This is a genomic window from Enterobacter sp. MG-EB028 (genome assembly GCF_056673305.1).
Map to the genome: position 1 here is coordinate 3,834,920 of NZ_CP195079.1, position 20,879 is coordinate 3,855,798.

Consider the following 20,879-nt stretch of genomic DNA (forward strand, 5'->3'; position numbering starts at 1 on the left):
ACGATAAGTATCGCAGATCCCCGCCGGATGGTCATGCTCCATCGGTGCTTTGCGCGCTAATCGCCGCCATAAAGCGCGCGGTGATTTGCTGTGGACGGGTAATCGCCCCGCCGACAACGACCGTATGCGCACCCAGCGCCAGGCATCTGGCCGCGCGTTCAGGCGTATCCACATTGCCTTCGGCAATCACCGGAACCGTCACGACAGCCAGCACGGCCTTCAGGAACGCGCAGTCGTTCTCCGGAAGCGAATGGCCCGCCGTTTCCGCCGTATAGCCATAAAGCGTGGTGCCGACGCAGTCAAAGCCAAGCGCCTGCGCCGTCACGGCCTCGTCTACCGTGGAAATATCCGCCATCAGCAGTACCGAGGGATAACGCGAGCGGATGCGCGTGACCAGCGTTTCCAGGGATTCCCCACCGGGACGCTCCCGCGCCGTCGCATCAAGCGCAATGATTTCCGGAGAGACGGCCATGAGCTCATCCACCTCCTTCATCGTGGCGGTGATGAACACCTCACTATCTGAATAATCCCGCTTGATGATGCCGATGACAGGTAAAGAGACCTGCTGCTTAATGGCTTTGATATCCACCACGCTGTTGGCGCGAATGGCGGCGGCCCCGCCCTGCGCCGCCGCCAGCGCCATCCGCGACATGATAAACGGGCTGTGCAGCGGTTCATTTTCCAGCGCCTGACAGGAGACGACCAGTTTTCCCTTCAGGTTACCCAGTACAGTTTTCATTACGATAAGATCTCTTCCACTTCGTTTTTGATAATCGTGACGTGCGGGCCATAAATGACCTGCACGCCGTTACCGCGCACGATGACGCCGCGCGCGCCGGTGGCTTTCAGCGCCGCATCATTCACTTTGCTGCCGTCTTTCACCGTGACGCGAAGACGCGTGGCGCAGCAGTCCACCTCTTCGAGATTGTCTTTTCCGCCTAACCCGGCGATCACCGCAACGGCGCGCTCGCTCTGCGATAAGGCCACTTCACTGGCCATCGCCTCCCTTTCCCGACCCGGCGTGGCAAAATCAAAGCGGTTAATCAGATAGCGGAAAGTGAAGTAGTAGAGGAAGAACCAGGGCACGCCGACCAGCGGAACGAACATCCAGTTGGTTTTGGCCTCCCCCTGCAGGATGCCGAACAGCACGAAGTCGATAAAACCGCCGGAGAAGGTTTGCCCGATGGTGATGTGCAGCATGTGTGCGAGCATGAACGCCAGCCCGTCAAACAGCGCGTGAATGACGTAGAGCACCGGGGCAATAAACAGGAAGGAGAACTCGATGGGCTCGGTTATTCCCGTCAGAAACGAGGTTAACGCCGCGGAGAGCAGCAGCCCGGCAACGCGCTTTTTATTCTCCGGTTTAGCCGTGTGGTACATCGCCAGACAGGCGCCGAGCAGGCCAAACATCATCGTAATAAAGCGCCCGGACATGAAGCGTGACGTGCCTTCGTAAAACTGACGCGTCGTGGGATCGGCCAGCTGGGCGAAGAAGATCCGCTGCGTGCCCTCCACCAGGTGACCGTTGACAATCTCGCTGCCGCCGAGCGCGGTGGTCCAGAACGGCAGATAGAAGATGTGGTGCAGACCAAACGGGCCCAGCATGCGCAAAATGAAGCCGTACAGCAGGGTGCCCAGATAACCGGTGGCATCCACCAGCCCGCCCAGACCAAAAATCAACTTTTGGAAGTGCGGCCAGACCACGGTCATGAGCGCACCGACGAGTATCGCCGCCAGCGAGCTGATAATAGGGACAAAGCGCGAGCCGCCAAAAAAGCCCAGGAACTGCGGAAGCGCTATCTTGTTAAAACGGTGGTGCAGCGCGCAGGTCACGAGACCAATCACCACGCCGCCAAACACGCCGGTTTCCAGCGTCTGAATGCCCAGCGTCATGCCCTGCCCGACAGCACCGGGGTTTTCGTGCGCCAGTTTGCCGGTGAGGATCAGCAGCGCGTTGATGGTGGCATTCATCACCAGAAACGCGAGTAGCGCCGCCAGCCCCGCCGTGCCCTTATCGCTTTTTGCCAGACCGACGGCCACCCCAACGGCAAACAGCACCGAGAGGTTTGCAAACACAATTGAACCGGCACTGCTCATGATGGTGAAAATGGCCTGAAGCCAGCTCACATCTAAAAATGGATAGGCCGCCAGCGTATTGGGGTTCGATAACGCCCCGCCGATACCGAGCAGCAGACCCGCCGCGGGCAACACGGCGATAGGCAACATAAAGGATTTGCCAAAGCGCTGCGCTTTTTCAAACCATCCCCCCGACGAAGCGCCAATGAATATTTGCATCATTTTTTCATCCCCCCGTTAAAAGATGAAAATTTTTATCATATTAATATTTAATAGTGAAAATTATCATCAAAAACCAGGAGGCCGATCATACTTTTTCAAAATGACTGGCATCTTTCCCCTCCTTTCCGCCACACTAGTCGCAGCGAAACACATTAAGGACGTGGCATGTCGGACCATGAAAATCTGCTGCTGAAGCTCCGCCAGGAGGCTTCCGGGTACAGCCCAACGCAGCAAAAACTCGGCGAGTTTGTCCTGAGCGACCCTGCCCGGGTGCTCTACCTGACCATCACCGAGCTGGCGCGCGAGAGCCACACCAGCGAGGCCAGCGTGACGCGTCTTTGCCGGACGCTGGGCTGCAAAGGGTATAACGAATTTAAAATGGCGCTGGCGCTGGATATTCAGCAGGGCCAGCCCGCGCGTCAGGCGGGGGATGAGATTGACAGCGTGGTGGATGAGTCGGTTCAGGCTCTGCAGGATACCGCGAGACTCCTCGACCGCGCACTACTTGAAAAGGCCGCACTGGCGCTGCACCAGGCGCAATCCGTGCAGATTTATGGCGTCGCGGCCAGCGCGATCCTCGGGGAGTACCTGCATTACAAGCTATTAAGGCTGGGTAAACCTGCACAGCTGTTTAGCGATATGCACCGCGCAGCCATGAATGCGACAACGCTTTCGGCAGAGACGCTGGTGGTGGCGATCTCCAGTTCCGGTTCAACGCGAGATTTGCTTCACGTGGTGAAACTTGCCCGCAAGCGGGGCGTGAAAGTTCTTGCGCTCAGTAACACGCCCCGCAGCCCGCTGGCGTCTCTTAGCGATATGCAGCTGGTGGCCGCCAAGCCAGAAGGCCCCCTTAGCGCAGGTGCGCTCAATGCCAAGGTTGGGGTGATGCTGCTGATCGAATTGCTGACGACATCCATGATTGCTCTGGATGGTCATTACGCTGACGTTAGCCAGCAAACGGCCAGCGCCACGCTTCCTCTTCTGCTCTGAAAACCATTCGCAGGCTTAATAAATAGCCTGCGTTTTATTTTTCCCAATTTCACTTAAGCAAGGCTCAATTCATTTATTTGATAAACGTTTGGTGTAACAAAATATTTTATTTATTACATTTTGAATTACACTCATCGCGCCACCAACCTCGATAAAATCGATTTAAAATCATATGGTTGAAATATAAATATTAATAAATTGAATTTTCCCGCTCTCCGCACTGTCCAATATTTTCCCCTGATTTCCTTTCCTTAAAATAAGCTTAAGACGCTCTCGATTCCTGCGTTTTATTATTTAAATGCCGTTTACTTTTGCGCGCCTACAATCCGCCTCATCAATCATAATGAGACGGTATTAATGAAGATGTTATTGATTACAGGCGTGACCGGTTTTCTGGGCGGGGCAGTACTTGAAAAAATCCTGACCAGCGATCAATCCGTAAAACTCCTTTTGCTTGCCCGCGCCGACGATCCGCAGAGCGGGCTGGCGCGCGTGCAGGAGAACATGCGTAAGTTTAACGTTCCTGAGAAGAAGCTGGCCTCCCTGAGCGTGGATAATATCCTTATTGGTGACCTCAGCCACCCGGAAGCCTTTCTGAACGATCCCCGACTGGACAAGGTTACGCATGTCGTTAACTGTGCGGCAGTTGCGTCATTTGGGAATAACCCGCTGATCTGGAAGGTAAACGTCGAAGGTACCCTTGCGCTGGCGCGCCGCATGGAGCAGGTCGCAGGGCTGCAGCGTTTCCTGCACGTAGGCACCGCAATGTCATGCACGCCGGAGCAGGATTCGCTGGTCTCCGAAAGTGCGGAATTCAGAGAAAATGCTGAGCACCTGGTGGAATACACGTATTCGAAGTCAACCATCGAACAGCTGATGCGCCAGAAGTGCCCGAATCTGCCGTTGCTCATCGCTCGTCCGTCCATCGTCGTCGGCCATACCCGCCACGGCTGCACGCCGTCGAGCAGCATCTTCTGGGTCTTTAGCATGGGCCTGATGCTGCAGAAGTTTATGTGCTCGATGGAAGACCGAATCGACGTTGTCCCGGTGGATTATTGCGCCGATGCGATGTTAATGCTGCTCAACAGCAACGCGCGTCCGGGAGAAGTGGTACACATTTCTGCCGGGGAAGAGAATAGCGTTCGCTTTGCGGATATCGATCGGGCGATGGCGCAGGCACTGGAGAAAGCGCCTGTTGGCGATAAGTACGCGCAGGTCAGCTACGAAACGCTGGTCAAAATGCGCCGTGAGCTGAAAACAATTTTTGGCCCATGCAACGAACGTCTGATGCTGAGAGCCATGCGTTTATACGGTGCCTTTGCCACGCTGAACGTGCGCTTCAGCAACGATAAACTGCTCAGCATGGGGATGCCAAAGCCACCCCGGTTTACGGATTATATTGCCCGCTGCGTGCAAACCACCCGGGGGCTAACCATTCCGGAGCAGATGGCGGTCGATTTTAAATAGCCAAAAAAAATGCCAGTCATTCGACTGGCATTTTCATTTTAAGGCTTAAGCAATTATGCCTGGCCTTTGATCTCTTTACGACCGTTGTAAGGCGCTTTTTCACCCAGCGCTTCTTCGATACGAATCAGCTGGTTGTATTTAGCAACACGGTCAGAACGGCTCATAGAACCGGTTTTGATCTGGCCAGCAGCGGTACCCACAGCCAGGTCAGCAATGGTCGCGTCTTCAGTTTCGCCAGAACGGTGAGAGATAACAGCGGTGTAGCCAGCGTCTTTCGCCATTTTGATCGCAGCCAGCGTTTCGGTCAGAGAACCGATCTGGTTGAATTTGATCAGGATGGAGTTAACGATGCCTTTCTCGATGCCTTCTTTCAGGATCTTGGTGTTGGTTACGAACAGATCGTCACCAACCAGCTGGATTTTGTCGCCCAGTACTTTGGTCTGGTATGCGAAACCATCCCAGTCAGACTCGTCCAGACCGTCTTCGATAGAAACGATTGGGTACTGTTTGGTCAGGTCTTCCAGGAAGTGAGTGAACTCTTCGGAGGTGAACGCTTTGTTGCCTTCGCCAGCCAGAACGTATTTACCGTCTTTGTAGAATTCAGATGCTGCACAGTCCATCGCCAGGGTAATGTCTTTGCCCAGCTCGTAGCCTGCTGCTTTAACCGCTTCAGCGATAACAGCCAGTGCTTCTGCGTTAGAACCCAGGTTTGGCGCGTAGCCACCTTCGTCACCAACAGCAGTGTTCATACCTTTAGCTTTCAGAACTTTCGCCAGGTTGTGGAACACTTCAGAACCCATACGAACCGCTTCTTTCAGGGTTTTCGCGCCAACTGGCTGAATCATGAATTCCTGAATATCAACGTTGTTGTCTGCGTGCTCACCACCGTTGATGATGTTCATCATTGGTACAGGCATAGAGTATTTGCCTGGGGTGCCGTTCAGTTCAGCGATGTGCTCGAACAGTGGCATACCTTTAGCAGCGGCTGCTGCTTTGGCGTTCGCCAGGGAAACTGCCAGGATTGCGTTCGCACCAAAGTTAGATTTGTTTTCAGTACCGTCCAGATCGATCATGATCTTGTCGATGCCAGCCTGATCTTTGGCATCTTTGCCAACGATAGCCTGAGCAATAGGACCGTTAACAGCGCCAACCGCTTTCAGTACGCCTTTGCCCATGAAACGGGATTTGTCGCCATCACGCAGTTCCAGCGCTTCGCGAGAACCTGTAGAAGCACCTGATGGAGCAGCTGCCATACCGACGAAACCACCTTCCAGATGAACTTCGGCTTCAACGGTCGGGTTACCACGGGAGTCGATGATTTCACGACCGATGACTTTAACGATTTTGGACATTAGATTTTCCTCAGTACAAGTTAAACTAAAACTCCAGACAAACAACGCGTACCGTTGGTACGCGTTGCCGTTCTAACTTTTTTTACTTCGCCTGACGCTTCTGGTACTCGTTGGCGGCTTTCACGAAGCCTGCAAACAGCGGATGTCCATCACGCGGCGTTGAAGTAAATTCCGGGTGGAACTGGCAGGCGACAAACCACGGATGGTTTGGCACCTCGATGATCTCGACTAACTGATCATCCCCGGAGCGACCCGCAACACGCAGGCCCGCGGCTTCAATTTGTTTCAACAACATGTTGTTGACTTCATAGCGGTGACGATGGCGCTCGGTGATGACCGGCTCGCCGTACAGCTTGCGAACCACGCTATCGTCGGACAGCTGGCAAGCCTGTGCGCCAAGACGCATAGTGCCACCCAGATCGCTCTTCTCGGTACGGACTTCAACGTTACCGTCTTCGTCACGCCATTCCGTAATCAGCGCCACTACAGGGTACTTACAGTCTGGCACAAATTCCGTAGAGTTCGCGTTTTCCATTCCCGCTACGTTGCGCGCAAATTCGATCAGCGCAACCTGCATACCCAGGCAGATGCCGAGGTATGGAATATTGTTTTCACGCGCATAGCGTGCAGTGGCGATCTTGCCTTCAACACCACGGTAGCCGAAGCCGCCAGGGATGAGGATAGCATCCAGATCTTTCAGAATTTCAACGCCACGTGTTTCAACATCCTGCGAATCAATCAGCTTGATGTTCACGGAGACGCGGTTCTTCAGACCACCGTGTTTCAGCGCTTCGATAACAGACTTATAGGCGTCCGGCAGTTCGATGTACTTGCCGACCATACCGATAGTCACTTCGCCCGCCGGGTTAGCTTCTTCGTAAATAACCTGTTCCCATTCAGACAGGTTAGCTTCCGGACAGTTCAAGCTGAATCGTTTACAAATATAATCGTCCAGACCCTGTGATTTCAACAGGCCCGGGATTTTATAAATGGAATCGACATCTTTCATTGAAATAACGGCTTTTTCAGGCACGTTACAGAACAATGCAATTTTCGCACGTTCGTTCGCCGGGATTGCGCGATCAGAGCGGCAAACCAGGATGTCAGGCTGAATACCGATGGAGAGCAGCTCTTTAACAGAGTGCTGAGTCGGTTTGGTTTTCACTTCACCTGCTGCCGCCATGTAAGGCACCAGCGTCAGGTGCATGAACAGCGCGTGTTCACGACCAATGTCTACCGCCAGCTGACGAATCGCTTCGAGGAATGGCAGGGATTCGATATCACCCACGGTGCCGCCGATTTCAACCAGCACAACGTCATGCCCTTCGCCACCGGCAAGGACACGCTCTTTGATTGCGTTAGTGATGTGTGGGATAACCTGCACGGTCGCGCCCAGGTAGTCACCGCGGCGCTCTTTACGCAGAACGTCAGAGTAGATGCGGCCAGTCGTAAAGTTGTTACGACGGGTCATTTTGGTACGAATGAAACGCTCGTAGTGGCCAAGATCCAGATCGGTTTCAGCGCCGTCTTCAGTAACGAACACTTCCCCGTGTTGGGTTGGGCTCATGGTGCCAGGATCGACGTTGATGTACGGATCCAGTTTCATCATGGTCACATTGAGGCCACGGGCTTCAAGAATGGCTGCGAGGGAGGCTGCGGCAATGCCTTTACCCAGAGAGGATACGACCCCGCCGGTCACAAAAATATAGTTCGTTGTCATGCTGAACCTGAGAAGTTAGGGTGAAACGATGGAATAACCAGGACGGGAAAGTAGTATACCCGAACACGGCGAGCGCCACAAACTTTCATTCTCCGTCTCCATTCCAGGCCATGACAAACATAAGGAGTGAGAAAATAGCCCCTTTTGGGTAAATGTTTTTGACGCAAATCAAGCGCTTGTCATTTAAAAAATCACACAAATTGCGCTTGATCGCAAAATTCCGTTAGAGATCAGATTCCTGGCGTTTTACTTCCTGCCAGACTTCTTCCATAGCGTCGAGGTCAATTCCGGTCATTTCCAGGCCGCGCGAGGCCACAATCCGCTCTACTTCACGAAAGCGTCGTTCGAATTTCAGGTTGGCTTTTTGCAGGGCGGTTTCTGCTTTTACCCCTAAATGGCGAGAAAGGTTGACGGTCGCGAACAGCAGGTCGCCCATCTCTTCCTCCAGCTTTGCTTCATCCACCACCGCCTGCTGCGCTTCGTGCATCACTTCATCGATCTCTTCATGCACTTTACCCAGCACCGGTCCCAGAGAGTCCCAGTCAAAACCCACGGCCGAGCAGCGTTTCTGAATTTTGTGGGCGCGCATCAGCGCGGGCAGGCTCAGCGGGATGTCGTCCAGCGCAGAGTGCTGGGACTTTTCAGCGCGCTCGGCGCTTTTTATCTGCTCCCAGCGGGCCAGCACCTCTGCGCTGTTTCCTGCGGTGGCATCGCCAAAGATATGCGGGTGGCGGCGCTCCAGCTTGTCGCTGATAGCGGCGCAGATATCCTCAAAGTTAAAGCGCCCTTCCTCCTGCGCCATCTGGGCGTAGAAGACCACCTGGAACAGCAGGTCTCCGAGTTCACCGCGCAGGTCATCGAAGTCCTCGCGGGAAATGGCGTCCAGCACCTCATAGGTCTCTTCGAGGGTATAGGGCGCGATGGTAGCGAAAGTCTGCTCTTTGTCCCATGGACAGCCGTTTTCCGGGTCGCGCAGGCGTTTCATGATGCCAAGCAGGCGGTCGATTTGAGTCATGATTATGTCCTGATAAAAAAATGCCGGGTGGCGGCTTACGCCTTACCCGGCCTACAAAAGAGGAAAATCTTAACCGCCGTGCAGACGACGCGCGTCAATCACATCCGGCACCTGGTTCAGCTTGCCAAGCACGCGGCCGAGCACCTGCAGGTTGTAGATTTCGATGGTCATATCGATGGTGGCAAGCTGCTCGCGAGTATCGCTGCGGCTGGCAACGCCCAGCACGTTGACCTTCTCGTTGGCGAGAATGGTGGTGATATCGCGCAGCAGACCGCTGCGGTCGTTGGCGGTAACGCGCACCACCAGCGAGTAACCGGCGGAGTAGCTCTCACCCCAGACCGCCTCCACGATGCGCTCCGGCGCATGGGACTGCAGCTCCGCAAGCTGGTCGCAGTCGGAGCGGTGGATAGAGATCCCGCGCCCCTGAGTGATAAAGCCGACGATGTCGTCACCCGGAATCGGCTGGCAGCAGCGGGCGATGTGGTGCATCAGGTTGCCCACGCCCTCAACCACCACGCGGCCGTTGTCTTTGCTGCGCTGCTGCGGGGCATAGGTTTTCTGCTGCAGCTGCTTCAGCGCCGCCGCGTCCTGCTCTTCCGCGCTAGGCTTGTTGAACTGCGCCTGCAGGAAGTTGACCATCTGATTAAGACGGATATCACCGCCGCCAATCGCCGCCAGCAGCTCGTCCAGCTCGTTGAAGTTGTAGCGCGGCAGCAGGAACTTTTCCGCCTCTTTCAGGCTGATCCCGATGTGCTCCAGCTCGTCGTCGAGGATCTGGCGACCGGCAAGAATGTTTTTGTCACGATCCTGCTTGCGGAACCAGGCGTGGATTTTAGAGCGCCCGCGGCTGGTAGTGACGTAACCCAGGTTCGGGTTAAGCCAGTCGCGGCTCGGGTTAGGCTGCTTCTGGGTGATGATTTCAATCTGGTCGCCCATCTGCAGCTGGTAGGTAAACGGTACGATACGTCCGCCGATCTTCGCCCCGATGCAGCGGTGCCCCACGTCGCTGTGGATATGGTAAGCAAAATCGAGCGGCGTAGAGCCGGCCGGCAGGTCGACAACGTCCCCTTTCGGGGTAAAGACGTAGACGCGGTCATCAAAGACCTGGCTACGCACCTCATCGAGCATCTCGCCGGAGTCGGCCATCTCTTCCTGCCACGCAATCAGCTTGCGCAGCCAGGCAATGCGGTCTTCATGGCCAGAACGCGCTCCGCCCGAGGTACCTTCTTTATATTTCCAGTGCGCGGCAACGCCCAGCTCGGCGTCTTCATGCATCTGTTTGGTGCGGATCTGAATCTCGACCGTTTTGCCGCCGGGGCCAAGCACCACGGTATGAATGGACTGATAGCCGTTTGGTTTGGGGTTCGCGACGTAGTCATCGAACTCATCCGGCAGATGGCGGAAGTGAGTATGTACTATACCCAGCGCGGCGTAGCAGTCCTGCAGACGCTCCGCCACGATACGCACGGCGCGCACGTCAAACAGCTCGTCAAAGGCGAGGTGTTTCTTCTGCATTTTGCGCCAGATGCTGTAGATATGCTTAGGTCGACCGTAAACTTCGGCACGCACATTCTCTTCTTTCATCGCCTGGCGCAGGCCGCCGACAAATTCCTCGATATAGTGCTCGCGGTCGATACGGCGCTCGTGCAGAAGTTTAGCAATGCGCTTATATTCTGCCGGATGCAGGTAGCGGAAGCAGTAATCTTCCAGCTCCCATTTCAGCTGACCAATCCCTAAGCGGTTCGCCAGCGGGGCATAAATGTTCGTACACTCTTTTGCGGCCAGCACGCGCTCGTCTTCCGGCGCATCTTTGACCTCGCGCAGGTGGGCAATACGCTCGGCCAGCTTGATGACCACGCAGCGGAAATCATCCACCATGGCAAGCAGCATCCGGCGGACGTTATCAACCTGCTCAGAGGAGACGGAGTCGGTATGCGCGGCTTTAAGCTGGCGGATAGCCGCCATATCGCGCACGCCGTGGATCAGCGCAACGACGGATTTCCCGACGCTGTCGCGCAGCACATCTTCGCTGACTACGTCCGCATCCGCGAGAGGGAACAGCAGCGCGGCCTGCAGGGTTTCGATGTCCATGTTCAGCATGGACAAGATTTCCACCATCTCCACGCCGCGCCATAAGAGAAGATCGGCATCCGGGTGTCCCTGCGTGGTGCGCAGACAGTAGGCCCAGGTTTCGGTTAAGCGTTCACACGACTGCTGGCTGGAAATTCCCAGACTTGCGATCCATTTTTGTGGGTCAAACTCCCCAGCTTTATTGAGATGTGCACTTCTTACCGCAACCATTGTCCTCTCCTTTAGGGACCAGGGCCTGTCGAAGTCGACAAGCCAAACAAATTAGATGTGCTCGAACAACACCATCGATTCCAGATGTCCAGTGTGCGGGAACATGTCCAGCATTGCCAGACGCTGAATCTGGTAACCCGCGCTGAGTAACGCCTCACTGTCCCGGGCAAGCGTTGCCGGGTTACAGGAAACATAGACCACACGCTTCGGCGCGAGTTTAATAATATGTGCCATCACGCCCGGGGCACCGGCACGCGCCGGGTCGAGCAGGATTTTGTCAAAGCCCTGCTGTGCCCACGGCTGTTGGGTGACATCGTCCTCAAGATTTTGATGAAAGAATGTCACATTTTGCAAGCCGTTCTGCCGCGCGTTCTCCTGCCCTTTCGCCACCAGCGCCTCAACGCCTTCCACGCCGACGACGCTTGCCGCTCTGCGCGCCACCGGCAGAGTAAAGTTACCCATGCCGCAGAACAGATCGAGCACCCGGTCAGTGGGCTGTACGTCAAGCCATGCCAGGGCGTTCGCCACCATCTGCTGGTTTACGCCGTCGTTGACCTGAATGAAATCCCGCGGGCTGAACGTTAAGCGTAGCCCGTCTGACGCATACCAGGGAGCTTCACCTGTTACCTGTTCAAGTATCTCGCTTTGCGGCGCGAGGAAAAGCGCAAGCTCATGAGAATGCGAAAAGCGTTCCAGTTTTTCGCGATCTTTTTTCGACAGCGCCGCGGTGTGGCGCAGCACCATCAGCGGGCCATTGTTCGCCAGCACCAGTTCAACGTGGCCCAGTGAACGCACCCCGTCGAGCGATGCAAGACAACGGTGCACGTCAGGAAGCAATGCCTCAAGATGGGGCGCCAGAATGGGGCACTGCTTCACGTCAACGATATCGCTGGAGGCCGCTTTGCGAAAACCCATCTCCAGCCGCGCCGTTTTAGGCTGATAGCTCAGGCTAAGACGCGCGCGGCGGCGATAGCCCCAGGGCTCATCGGCGATAATTTCGTTAACGTCGTGCTTCAGCAGACGCGCCAGGGCCTGGCTTTTACTTTTTTGCTGTAATTCTGTGCTCGCATGCTGTTGCTGGCAGCCGCCGCACACGCCAAAATGGGGGCAGCGGGGCGCCACGCGCTGCGGGCTATCGTTGAGGCGACGCTTCACCTGTCCGCGCGCGTACTGGCGTTTGTCTTCCGTCAGCGTAATTTCTGCTCGTTCTGTTGGCAGCAAACCTGTTATAAACAGAGTCTTACCGTTGTGACGAGCCACTCCCTGACCAAACGGATCAAGCTCCGTGGTTTCAACAGTAATGATTTGACGCGTCGTCACGCGTCGCTTTGCAGAGTAGAATTGCGCCATCGCCGAGATTTTTCTCACATAAACATAATTATTTTAATTGTCCCATAACGGAACGCCATGACCAACTACAGCCTGCGCGCGCGCATGATGATTTTGATCCTCGCCCCCACCGTTCTCATCGGTTTGCTGCTGAGTATCTTCTTTGTCGTGCACCGCTATAACGATTTGCAGCGACAGCTGGAGGATGCAGGCGCCAGCATTATCGAACCGCTCGCCGTCTCAAGCGAGTACGGGATGAACCTGCAAAACCGCGAATCCATTGGGCAGTTAATCAGCGTGCTCCACCGGCGCCACTCGGACATTGTTCGCGCCATTTCCGTTTACGACGAACATAACCGCCTGTTTGTCACCTCGAATTTTCATCTCGATCCGGCAACGCTGAAGATCCCGGACGGTACGCCCTTCCCGCGCCATCTCACCGTGTTGCGCCGCGGCGATATCATGATCCTGCGCACGCCGATCGTGTCGGAAAGCTATTCCCCCGATGAGTCTGCGCAATCCGATGCTAAATCCAGCAATAACATGCTGGGATATGTAGCGCTGGAGCTGGATCTCAAGTCGGTACGGCTGCAGCAGTACAAAGAAATTTTTATCTCTGGCGTGATGATGCTGTTCTGCATTGGTATCGCGCTGATCTTCGGCTGGCGTCTGATGCGCGACGTAACAGGCCCCATCCGTAATATGGTTAACACCGTTGACCGCATCCGCCGGGGACAGCTCGACAGCCGCGTGGAAGGATTTATGCTGGGCGAGCTGGATATGCTGAAAAACGGCATTAACTCGATGGCGATGTCGCTGGCGGCCTATCATGAAGAGATGCAGCATAACGTTGACCAGGCCACCTCTGACCTGCGCGAAACGCTGGAGCAGATGGAGATCCAGAACGTTGAGCTGGATCTGGCGAAAAAGCGCGCTCAGGAAGCGGCGCGTATTAAGTCTGAGTTCCTGGCCAATATGTCGCACGAGCTGCGCACGCCGCTCAATGGCGTGATCGGCTTTACCCGCCTGACGCTAAAAAGCGAGCTTAATCCGACTCAGCGCGATCACCTGCACACCATTGAACGTTCGGCCAATAACCTGCTGGCGATCATTAACGACGTGCTGGACTTCTCCAAGCTGGAGGCGGGCAAACTGATTCTGGAAAGTATTCCGTTCCCGCTGCGCAGTACGCTCGATGAAGTGGTGACGCTGCTCGCGCACTCCTCGCACGACAAGGGCCTTGAGCTAACGCTCAATATTAAAAACGACGTGCCGGACAACGTCATTGGCGATCCGCTGCGCCTGCAGCAGGTCATTACCAATCTTGTCGGGAATGCCATTAAATTCACCGAAAGCGGCAACATCGACATCCTGGTAGAAAAACGCGCGATCAGTAATAACAAGGTACAGATTGAGGTTCAAATCCGCGATACCGGCATCGGCATTCCGGAGCGGGATCAGTCGCGTCTGTTCCAGGCCTTCCGCCAGGCAGATGCCAGCATTTCCCGCCGCCATGGCGGTACCGGGCTTGGGCTGGTGATCACGCAGAGGCTGGTGAACGAGATGGGCGGAGATATCTCTTTCCATAGCCAGCCAAACCGCGGCTCAACCTTCTGGTTCCACATTAACCTGGACCTCAATCCAAACGTGCTGACCGACGGCCCGGTGACGGACTGTCTGAAAGGGAAGCGTCTGGCCTACGTCGAGCCTAACGCGGCGGCGGCGCAGTGCGCGCTGGATATCTTAAGCACCACGCCGCTGGAGGTGGTTTACAGTCCAACCTTCTCAGCCCTTGCCGTTGATCATTACGACATTCTGCTGATGGGGATCCCGGTGACTTTCACCGGCGAGCTGACCATGCAGCAGGAGCGGCTGGCGAAAGCCGCGTCGATGACAGACTACCTGCTGCTGGCACTGCCCTGCCACGCCCAGATAAATGCGGAAGAGTTGAAAAACGACGGGGCGGCAGCATGCCTGCTTAAGCCGCTCACCGCGACTCGCCTGCTGCCCGCGCTCACGGAGTATTGCCGTCTTAGCCAGCACGCCCTGCCGTTGATTAACGATGAGCAAAAACTGCCCATGAGCGTGATGGCGGTGGATGATAATCCGGCAAACCTGAAGCTAATTGGCGTATTGCTGGAAGACCAGGTTCAGCACGTTGAGCTGTGTACCAGCGGCGCGCAGGCGGTTGAACTGGCTAAACAGATGCAGTTCGATTTGATTCTGATGGATATTCAGATGCCGGGCATGGATGGCATTCGGGCCTGTGAGCTGATCCACCAGCTCCCGCACCAGCAGCAAACGCCGGTGATTGCGGTCACCGCGCATGCGATGGCCGGTCAGAAAGAGAAGCTGCTGAGTGCCGGGATGAATGATTACCTGGCGAAACCTATCGACGAAGAGAAGCTTCATAACCTGCTGTTACGCTATAAGCCGGGGCACATTGGTGGGACGTACACGGTTTCCAGCGAACCGGTTGAAATCAGCGTCAACCAGAACGCGACTTTTGACTGGCAGCTTGCCCTGCGCCAGGCAGCAGGAAAACCCGATTTAGCGCGAGAGATGCTGCAAATGCTGGTCGCGTTTCTGCCGGAGATTCGGAACAAGGTTGAAGAACAGCTGGTGGGCGAGAACCCGGAAGAACTGCTGGAAGCGATCCACAAGCTGCACGGCAGCTGCGGCTACAGCGGCGTACCGCGACTGAAAAACCTCTGCCAGCTGCTGGAGCAGCAGCTGCGCGCGGGTACGCCGGAATCGGAGCTTGAACCGGAGTTCCTGGAGCTGCTGGATGAAATGGATAACGTAACGCGGGAAGCGATGAAGGTATTGGGGAACTGAGGCGGGTGCGGCCTGATTTTCCCCTCACCCCGGCCCTCTCCCCAAAGGGGCGAGGGTGTACAAAGTCCCTCTCCCCTTTGGGGAGAGGGTTAGGGTGAGGGGGGAAACTACATCCCCTGCCCCACTTTCAGCACCGCCGCGATATTCCTTGCGGCCATCTGTACATTCGCGCTGGCATTTTCCAGCGCGTCCTCCAGCGAGCAGATGGTATAGAGCACGCTAAACACCGCGTCTAAGCCGTGATCGTGTACCACGCCAACGTCCGCCGTCAGGCTGCCCGCAATGCCGATAACGGGCTTATTAAAGCGTTTCGCCACTTTCGCCACCCCCACCGGCACCTTGCCGTGGATCGTCTGGCTGTCGATGCGGCCTTCCCCGGTGATCACCAGATCCGCATCGGCCACCTGGTCGGCCAGGTGTAGCGCATCGGTCACAATCTCAATGCCCTGGCGCAACTGTGCGCCACAAAAAGCGTACAGCGCCGCGCCCATGCCACCCGCCGCGCCGCCACCGGCAAGGTTGAGCACATCAATATCCAGGTCCCGGGCAATGACTCTCGCATAGTGCGCAAGCGCGTTGTCCAGGGTGACGATCATCTCTGGCGTGGCGCCCTTTTGCGGGCCAAACACTGCTGACGCGCCATCCTTCCCGGTGAGCGGATTCGTCACATCGCATGCGACTTCTATCCGGCACTCCGCCAGACGCTTGTCGAGGCCGCTCAGGTCAATACGCGCGAGTCTACCCAGCTCGCCCCCGCCCTGCCCCAGCGGCTGTTCATTGTCGTCCAGCAGCTTCGCCCCCAGCGCCTGCACCATCCCGGCGCCGCCGTCATTGGTGGCGCTGCCGCCGATACCGATGATGATATGCTTAACGCCCGCATCCAGCGCGTGGCGGATAAGTTCACCCGTACCCCAGGAGGTCGTTCTCAGAGGGTCACGCAGTGAAGGTACAACCAGCTCCAGACCGCTTGCCGCCGCCATTTCAATAAAGGCGCTCTGCTCGTCACCGGATATCCCATAAAACCCTTCCACTCGCTCGCCCAGCGGACCGGTCACCGGAACGTGCACAATGCGTCCCTGCGTTGCTGCGATCATCGCCTCAACCGTACCTTCACCGCCGTCAGCGACTGGCAGTTTGACGTAAACCGCCTCAGGGAAAATCTCGCGAAAACCGCGCTCGATTGCTGTCGCAACCTCAAGCGCACTCAAACTTTCCTTATACGAGTCCGGTGCGATAACAATTTTCATAAGCCATCCTTACGCATAGTCGTTACGTTAAGCATACACCACGTAGAGAACCGCTCATGGGAGCGGTCCCAATGCGTTTATCGTACCATGCACGGACGTTTATTGTCGAATGTCCAGTCAGGGATCAGGTACTGCATCGCCATCGCGTCGTCGCGCGCGCCCAGACCATGTTTTTGATACAGCTCGTGAGCCTTCATCACCTGGTCCATATCCAGCTCCACGCCAAGACCTGGTGTTGACGGTACCTGCACCATGCCACCTTTAATCTCAAACGGCTCTTTGGTCAGGCGCTGGTTACCCTCCTGCCAGATCCAGTGCGTGTCGATCGCGGTAATGGCGCCCGGCGCGGCGGCAGCAACGTGGGTGAACATCGCCAGCGACACGTCAAAGTGATTGTTGGAGTGTGAACCCCAGGTCAGGCCAAACTCATGGCACATCTGCGCTACGCGAACCGAGCCCTGCATCGTCCAGAAGTGCGGGTCCGCCAGCGGGATATCCACCGATTGCAGAGAGAGCGTGTGCCCCATCTGACGCCAGTCGGTGGCGATCATATTGGTCGCAGTCGGCAGCCCCGTGGCGCGACGGAATTCCGCCATGACTTCGCGGCCCGAGAAGCCTTGCTCAGCCCCGCACGGATCTTCCGCATACGCCAGCACGCCTTTCAGCTGTTTGCCAATGTTGATCGCTTCATCAAGCGACCACGCACCGTTCGGATCGAGCGTCACGCGCGCCTGCGGGAAACGTTTTGCCAGCGCGGTAATGGCTTCCGCCTCCTCTTCCCCGGCCAGCACGCCGCCTTTCAGTTTGAAATCATTAAAACCATATTTTTCATACGCGGCTTCCGCAAGGCGCACTATCGCATCCGGGGTCATCGCTTCTTCGTGACGTACACGGTACCAGTCGCATCGTTCGTCCGGCTGGCTCTGGTACGGCAGCGGCGTCAGCTTGCGGTCGCCGACAAAGAACAGATAGCCGAGCATCTCCACTTCACTGCGCTGCTGGCCCTCGCCCAGCAGCGAGGCAACGTTAACGCCCAGGTGCTGGCCCAGCAGATCCAGCATCGCGGCTTCAATGCCGGTCACCACATGGATAGTGGTGCGCAAATCGAAGGTTTGCAGGCCGCGGCCGCCGGCATCGCGATCGGCAAAGGTGTTGCGCACGGTGTTGAGGACATTTTTGTACTCACCCAGCGTTTTTCCCACCACCAGCGGAATGGCATCTTCCAGCGTTTTGCGGATCTTCTCCCCGCCCGGAATTTCACCCACGCCGGTATGGCCGGCATTGTCCTTGATAATGACAATATTGCGGGTAAAAAACGGCGCATGCGCCCCGCTCAGGTTCATCAACATGCTGTCATGACCCGCGACCGGAATGATTTGCATGGAAGTGACGACAGGGGTAGTAAAAGTACTCATCGTGTAATCCTTTTATCAGTGACGTCCAAAAACAGGGCGCTTACGGTCAAATGTCCAGCCGGGAATAAGATACTGCATCGGACCCGCGTCGTTACGCGCGCCGCCCGGTAGCTTTTTATACGCCTCGTGGGCGTTATGGACCCGATCCCAGTCAAGCTCCACGCCCAGTCCGGGCGCATCGGGTACGGCAATTTTACCGTTTTTGATTTCCAGCGGATTTTTCGTCAGGCGGGCTTCGCCTTCCTGCCAAATCCAGTGGGTATCGATGGCTGTCGGGTTCCCCGGCGCCGCCGCGCCAACGTGGGTAAACATCGCCAGCGAAATATCAAAGTGATTGTTCGAGTGGCAACCCCAGGTCAGACCCCAGTCGTCGCACAGCTGCGCCACGCGCACCGCTCCTGAAAGCGTCCAGAAGTGCGGGTCCGCCAGCGGAATGTCGACGGCGTTCAGCATTACCGCATGGCCCATTTCGCGCCAGTTGGTGGCGATCATATTGGTCGCGACCGGCAGGCCGGTGGCACGACGAAACTCAGCCATCACCTCGCGACCAGAAAAGCCCTGCTCAGCGCCGCACGGGTCTTCAGCGTAGGTCAGGACTTCCCTCAGCCCTTTGCACAGGCTAATCGCTTCATCCAGCAGCCATGCGCCGTTCGGGTCAACGGTGATGCGCGCCGCCGGGAAGCGTTTTTTCAGCGCCCGTGCCGTTTCAATCTCCTGTTCACCGGGCAGTACGCCGCCCTTCAGCTTGAAATCCTTAAAACCGTAGCGATCCTGCGCAGCCTCAGCGAGGCGGACCACCGCCTCGCTGGAGAGCGTTTCCTGGTGGCGCAGCTGATACCAGTCGTGGTCGCCCGGTGAGCGGGCCAGATAGGGGAGATCGGTTTTATTGCGATCGCCAACGTAGAACAGATAGCCCAGCACGGTGACCGCATCACGCTGTTTGCCCGGCCCCAGCAGTTCGCAGACCGGAACGTTAAGGGCTTTACCGAGTAAATCCAGCAGCGCCGCTTCCAGGGCGGCCACCGCATTGACGCGCAGCTCGAACGTCCATGCGCCCTTGCCAAAGGTATCAAAGTCCGCCGACTGGTTACCCTTATGCACTCGCTGAACCACCTTGTTCAGGCGGGCGACCTCCTGGCCCACCACCTGCGGAATGGCATCGACCAGCGTCTGGTAAATCACCTCTCCGCCAGGGGCCTCGCCCACGCCGGTATTCCCTGCGCTGTCTTTCAGCACGACGATATTCCGGGTAAACCAGGCGTTGTGCGCGCCGCCAATATTGAGCAGCATGCTGTCCTGACCGGCCACCGGTATGACCTTCATTTCGTTCACGGTTGGGCTCGATTGCGTTGTCATCAGCCGCGCTCCCCAACAGGTTTAAGTTCGACGCGTTTGATATCGCCTACCAGCACGAGGTAGCTCAGAACCGCCACCAGAGCATGCACGCCGACGTAGATCAGCGCGCCGTTGAAAGACCCCGTGGTGCCGACGATGTAGCCGATAGCGATTGGCGTGACAATCCCGGAAACGTTGCCGAACATATTGAACAGGCCGCCGCTCAGGCCGCTAATCTCTTTTGGCGCAGTATCCGCCATCACCGCCCAACCCAGCGCGCCAATGCCTTTGCCGAAGAAGGCCATCGCCATAAAGCCGATAATCATCCACTCGGCGCTGACGTAGTTACAGAACACCATGGTCATGGAGAGCAGCATGCCGAGCACGATCGGCGTTTTCCGCGCGATATTCAGCGACCCCGTACGGCGCATCAGCCAGTCGGAAATTACGCCGCCAAGCACGCCGCCGATGAAGCCGCAGATTGCCGGGACCGAGGCGACAAACCCCGCCTTCAGGATCGACATACCGCGCGCCTGCACCAGGTAAACCGGGAACCAGGTGATAAAGAAGTAGGTTAAGGCGTTGATACAGTACTGGCCGAGATAGATACCGATCATCATACGCGAGCCGACGAGCTGTTTGATCTGCGCCCATTTCTGGCTGAACGGGACTTTTGCTTTCTCGGATTTCTGATCCATATTGATCAGCGCCCCGCCCTCGGCAATGTACTCCAGCTCTTTTTTGTTCACGCCAGGATGCTGGTTGGGTTCGTGGATCACTTTCAGCCAGATAAAGCTGATGACGATCCCAAGCCCGCCCATGAAGAAGAAGACGTGCGACCAGCCCACCTCATGCGTCAACCAGCCCATAATGGGCGCAAAGATCACCGTCGCGAAATACTGGGCGGAGTTAAAAATTGCCACCGCCGTTCCCCTCTCCTGCGCCGGGAACCAGGCCGCGACAATGCGGCTGTTGCCCGGGAAGGAAGGTGCTTCCGCCAGGCCCACCAGGAAGCGCAGCGTAAAGAGCGCCACGATAATGCCGAAGCCGCTGAAGATATCGACGAAACCCTGCAAAAGGGTAAAAGCAGACCAGATAAAAATGGACCAGAAATAGACGCGTTTAGAGCCAAAGCGGTCCAGCAGCCAGCCGCCAGGAATTTGGCCGATGACGTAGGCCCATGAGAATGCAGAGAAAACGTAACCCATGCCCACCGGATCAAGGCCGATGTCTTTTGCCATTTCCGAGCCGGCAATCGACAGCGTGGCGCGGTCACCATAGTTAAAGGACGTGACGATAAACAGCATCACCACTATCCAGTAGCGGGCATTGGTGCGCTTTTCAGCGCTGCTCGCTGCGTGGCTTAATGTACTCATTGTTGCACTCCTGAAACATAGCTTTCGCCTGTTCATTCTGTACAGCACCGGTAGGGTAATCAGAATGAGATTAGTTTTGTCGTTTTAGTTCGGCATGAAGCCGTTTTATCGTGACCGGAAAAGTATATGAAGGAGTGACGCGTCCTCTCACCGTGCAAAAACACAGTATTAAAGGGCATGTGAGAGGTTGTTTATG

The 20,879-nt window shown here is 56.4% G+C and carries 14 protein-coding genes; 3 read left to right on the forward strand and 11 right to left on the reverse strand.

Annotated elements, in window-relative coordinates:
* Positions 1-31 precede the first annotated feature (31 nt).
* Together ACR42C_RS18110 and ACR42C_RS18115 are read right to left on the reverse strand one after the other, a co-directional pair.
* On the reverse strand, positions 32-739 hold the full coding sequence (locus tag ACR42C_RS18110) for an N-acetylmannosamine-6-phosphate 2-epimerase (RefSeq protein ID WP_316380126.1): 708 nt from the start codon (positions 737-739) through the stop codon (positions 32-34).
* Positions 739-2,298, reverse strand: coding sequence for a PTS transporter subunit EIIC (locus tag ACR42C_RS18115; protein ID WP_479984410.1), 1,560 nt, complete (start codon positions 2,296-2,298; stop codon positions 739-741). The genes ACR42C_RS18110 and ACR42C_RS18115 overlap by 1 nt, the downstream gene beginning before the upstream one ends.
* A 165-nt stretch (positions 2,299-2,463) precedes the next feature.
* Here ACR42C_RS18115 and ACR42C_RS18120 point away from each other — a divergent pair, with 165 nt between their 5' ends.
* Both ACR42C_RS18120 and ACR42C_RS18125 read left to right on the forward strand, forming a co-directional pair.
* Positions 2,464-3,288 (forward strand): MurR/RpiR family transcriptional regulator, encoded by an 825-nt coding sequence (locus ACR42C_RS18120; protein ID WP_116343480.1) that lies wholly within the window; start codon positions 2,464-2,466, stop codon positions 3,286-3,288.
* 357 nt (positions 3,289-3,645) lie between these two features.
* The gene (locus tag ACR42C_RS18125) at positions 3,646-4,755 is read left to right on the forward strand and encodes an SDR family oxidoreductase (protein ID WP_479984411.1); all 1,110 of its coding nucleotides are present in this window, start codon (positions 3,646-3,648) and stop codon (positions 4,753-4,755) included.
* A 53-nt stretch (positions 4,756-4,808) separates the two neighbouring features.
* Here the strand turns inward: ACR42C_RS18125 and eno are convergent, their stop codons facing one another.
* The 5 genes from eno to rlmD all read right to left on the reverse strand — a co-directional run bounded on the left by eno (position 4,809) and on the right by rlmD (position 12,493).
* Positions 4,809-6,107 (reverse strand): phosphopyruvate hydratase, encoded by a 1,299-nt coding sequence (eno, locus tag ACR42C_RS18130; RefSeq protein WP_006811784.1) that lies wholly within the window; start codon positions 6,105-6,107, stop codon positions 4,809-4,811.
* Between the two features lie 82 nt (positions 6,108-6,189).
* Positions 6,190-7,827 carry a glutamine hydrolyzing CTP synthase gene (gene pyrG / locus ACR42C_RS18135; RefSeq protein WP_116343482.1) on the reverse strand — a complete coding sequence of 546 codons (1,638 nt, stop codon included), beginning with the start codon at positions 7,825-7,827 and terminating at the stop codon, positions 6,190-6,192.
* 223 nt (positions 7,828-8,050) lie between these two features.
* On the reverse strand, positions 8,051-8,842 hold the full coding sequence (gene mazG, locus ACR42C_RS18140; protein ID WP_116343483.1) for a nucleoside triphosphate pyrophosphohydrolase: 792 nt from the start codon (positions 8,840-8,842) through the stop codon (positions 8,051-8,053).
* 69 nt (positions 8,843-8,911) lie between these two features.
* The gene (relA, locus tag ACR42C_RS18145) at positions 8,912-11,143 is read right to left on the reverse strand and encodes a GTP diphosphokinase (protein WP_008499628.1); all 2,232 of its coding nucleotides are present in this window, start codon (positions 11,141-11,143) and stop codon (positions 8,912-8,914) included.
* A gap of 51 nt (positions 11,144-11,194) precedes the next feature.
* Positions 11,195-12,493, reverse strand: coding sequence for a 23S rRNA (uracil(1939)-C(5))-methyltransferase RlmD (gene rlmD, locus ACR42C_RS18150; protein WP_320720716.1), 1,299 nt, complete (start codon positions 12,491-12,493; stop codon positions 11,195-11,197).
* 57 nt (positions 12,494-12,550) lie between these two features.
* Between rlmD and barA the strand changes: the two genes are divergently transcribed.
* On the forward strand, positions 12,551-15,310 hold the full coding sequence (gene barA, locus ACR42C_RS18155) for a two-component sensor histidine kinase BarA (RefSeq protein WP_320720715.1): 2,760 nt from the start codon (positions 12,551-12,553) through the stop codon (positions 15,308-15,310).
* Positions 15,311-15,417: 107 nt separating this feature from the next.
* Here barA and ACR42C_RS18160 read toward each other — a convergent pair whose 3' ends face one another.
* The 4 genes from ACR42C_RS18160 to gudP all read right to left on the reverse strand — a co-directional run bounded on the left by ACR42C_RS18160 (position 15,418) and on the right by gudP (position 20,683).
* On the reverse strand, positions 15,418-16,557 hold the full coding sequence (locus ACR42C_RS18160; protein ID WP_316380120.1) for a glycerate kinase: 1,140 nt from the start codon (positions 16,555-16,557) through the stop codon (positions 15,418-15,420).
* A gap of 77 nt (positions 16,558-16,634) precedes the next feature.
* Complete coding sequence (gudD, locus tag ACR42C_RS18165; protein ID WP_316380119.1) at positions 16,635-17,972, reverse strand: glucarate dehydratase; 1,338 nt, start codon at positions 17,970-17,972, stop codon at positions 16,635-16,637.
* Positions 17,973-17,987: 15 nt separating this feature from the next.
* Positions 17,988-19,328 carry an enolase C-terminal domain-like protein gene (locus ACR42C_RS18170; protein WP_320720713.1) on the reverse strand — a complete coding sequence of 447 codons (1,341 nt, stop codon included), beginning with the start codon at positions 19,326-19,328 and terminating at the stop codon, positions 17,988-17,990.
* The gene (gene gudP, locus ACR42C_RS18175; RefSeq protein ID WP_116343490.1) at positions 19,328-20,683 is read right to left on the reverse strand and encodes a galactarate/glucarate/glycerate transporter GudP; all 1,356 of its coding nucleotides are present in this window, start codon (positions 20,681-20,683) and stop codon (positions 19,328-19,330) included. Before gudP ends, ACR42C_RS18170 begins: the two co-directional genes overlap by 1 nt.
* Positions 20,684-20,879: the final 196 nt, after the last annotated feature.

Bases quoted from the DNA above. Each gene is read 5' to 3' on its own strand.
- ACR42C_RS18110 (WP_316380126.1), bottom strand. From the start codon at position 739: ATGAAAACTGTACTGGGTAACCTGAAGGGAAAACTGGTCGTCTCCTGT.
- ACR42C_RS18115 (WP_479984410.1), bottom strand. From the start codon at position 2,298: ATGATGCAAATATTCATTGGCGCTTCGTCGGGGGGATGGTTTGAAAAA.
- ACR42C_RS18120 (WP_116343480.1), top strand. From the start codon at position 2,464: ATGTCGGACCATGAAAATCTGCTGCTGAAGCTCCGCCAGGAGGCTTCC.
- ACR42C_RS18125 (WP_479984411.1), top strand. From the start codon at position 3,646: ATGAAGATGTTATTGATTACAGGCGTGACCGGTTTTCTGGGCGGGGCA.
- eno (WP_006811784.1), bottom strand. From the start codon at position 6,107: ATGTCCAAAATCGTTAAAGTCATCGGTCGTGAAATCATCGACTCCCGT.
- pyrG (WP_116343482.1), bottom strand. From the start codon at position 7,827: ATGACAACGAACTATATTTTTGTGACCGGCGGGGTCGTATCCTCTCTG.
- mazG (WP_116343483.1), bottom strand. From the start codon at position 8,842: ATGACTCAAATCGACCGCCTGCTTGGCATCATGAAACGCCTGCGCGAC.
- relA (WP_008499628.1), bottom strand. From the start codon at position 11,143: ATGGTTGCGGTAAGAAGTGCACATCTCAATAAAGCTGGGGAGTTTGAC.
- rlmD (WP_320720716.1), bottom strand. From the start codon at position 12,493: ATGGCGCAATTCTACTCTGCAAAGCGACGCGTGACGACGCGTCAAATC.
- barA (WP_320720715.1), top strand. From the start codon at position 12,551: ATGACCAACTACAGCCTGCGCGCGCGCATGATGATTTTGATCCTCGCC.
- ACR42C_RS18160 (WP_316380120.1), bottom strand. From the start codon at position 16,557: ATGAAAATTGTTATCGCACCGGACTCGTATAAGGAAAGTTTGAGTGCG.
- gudD (WP_316380119.1), bottom strand. From the start codon at position 17,972: ATGAGTACTTTTACTACCCCTGTCGTCACTTCCATGCAAATCATTCCG.
- ACR42C_RS18170 (WP_320720713.1), bottom strand. From the start codon at position 19,328: ATGACAACGCAATCGAGCCCAACCGTGAACGAAATGAAGGTCATACCG.
- gudP (WP_116343490.1), bottom strand. From the start codon at position 20,683: ATGAGTACATTAAGCCACGCAGCGAGCAGCGCTGAAAAGCGCACCAAT.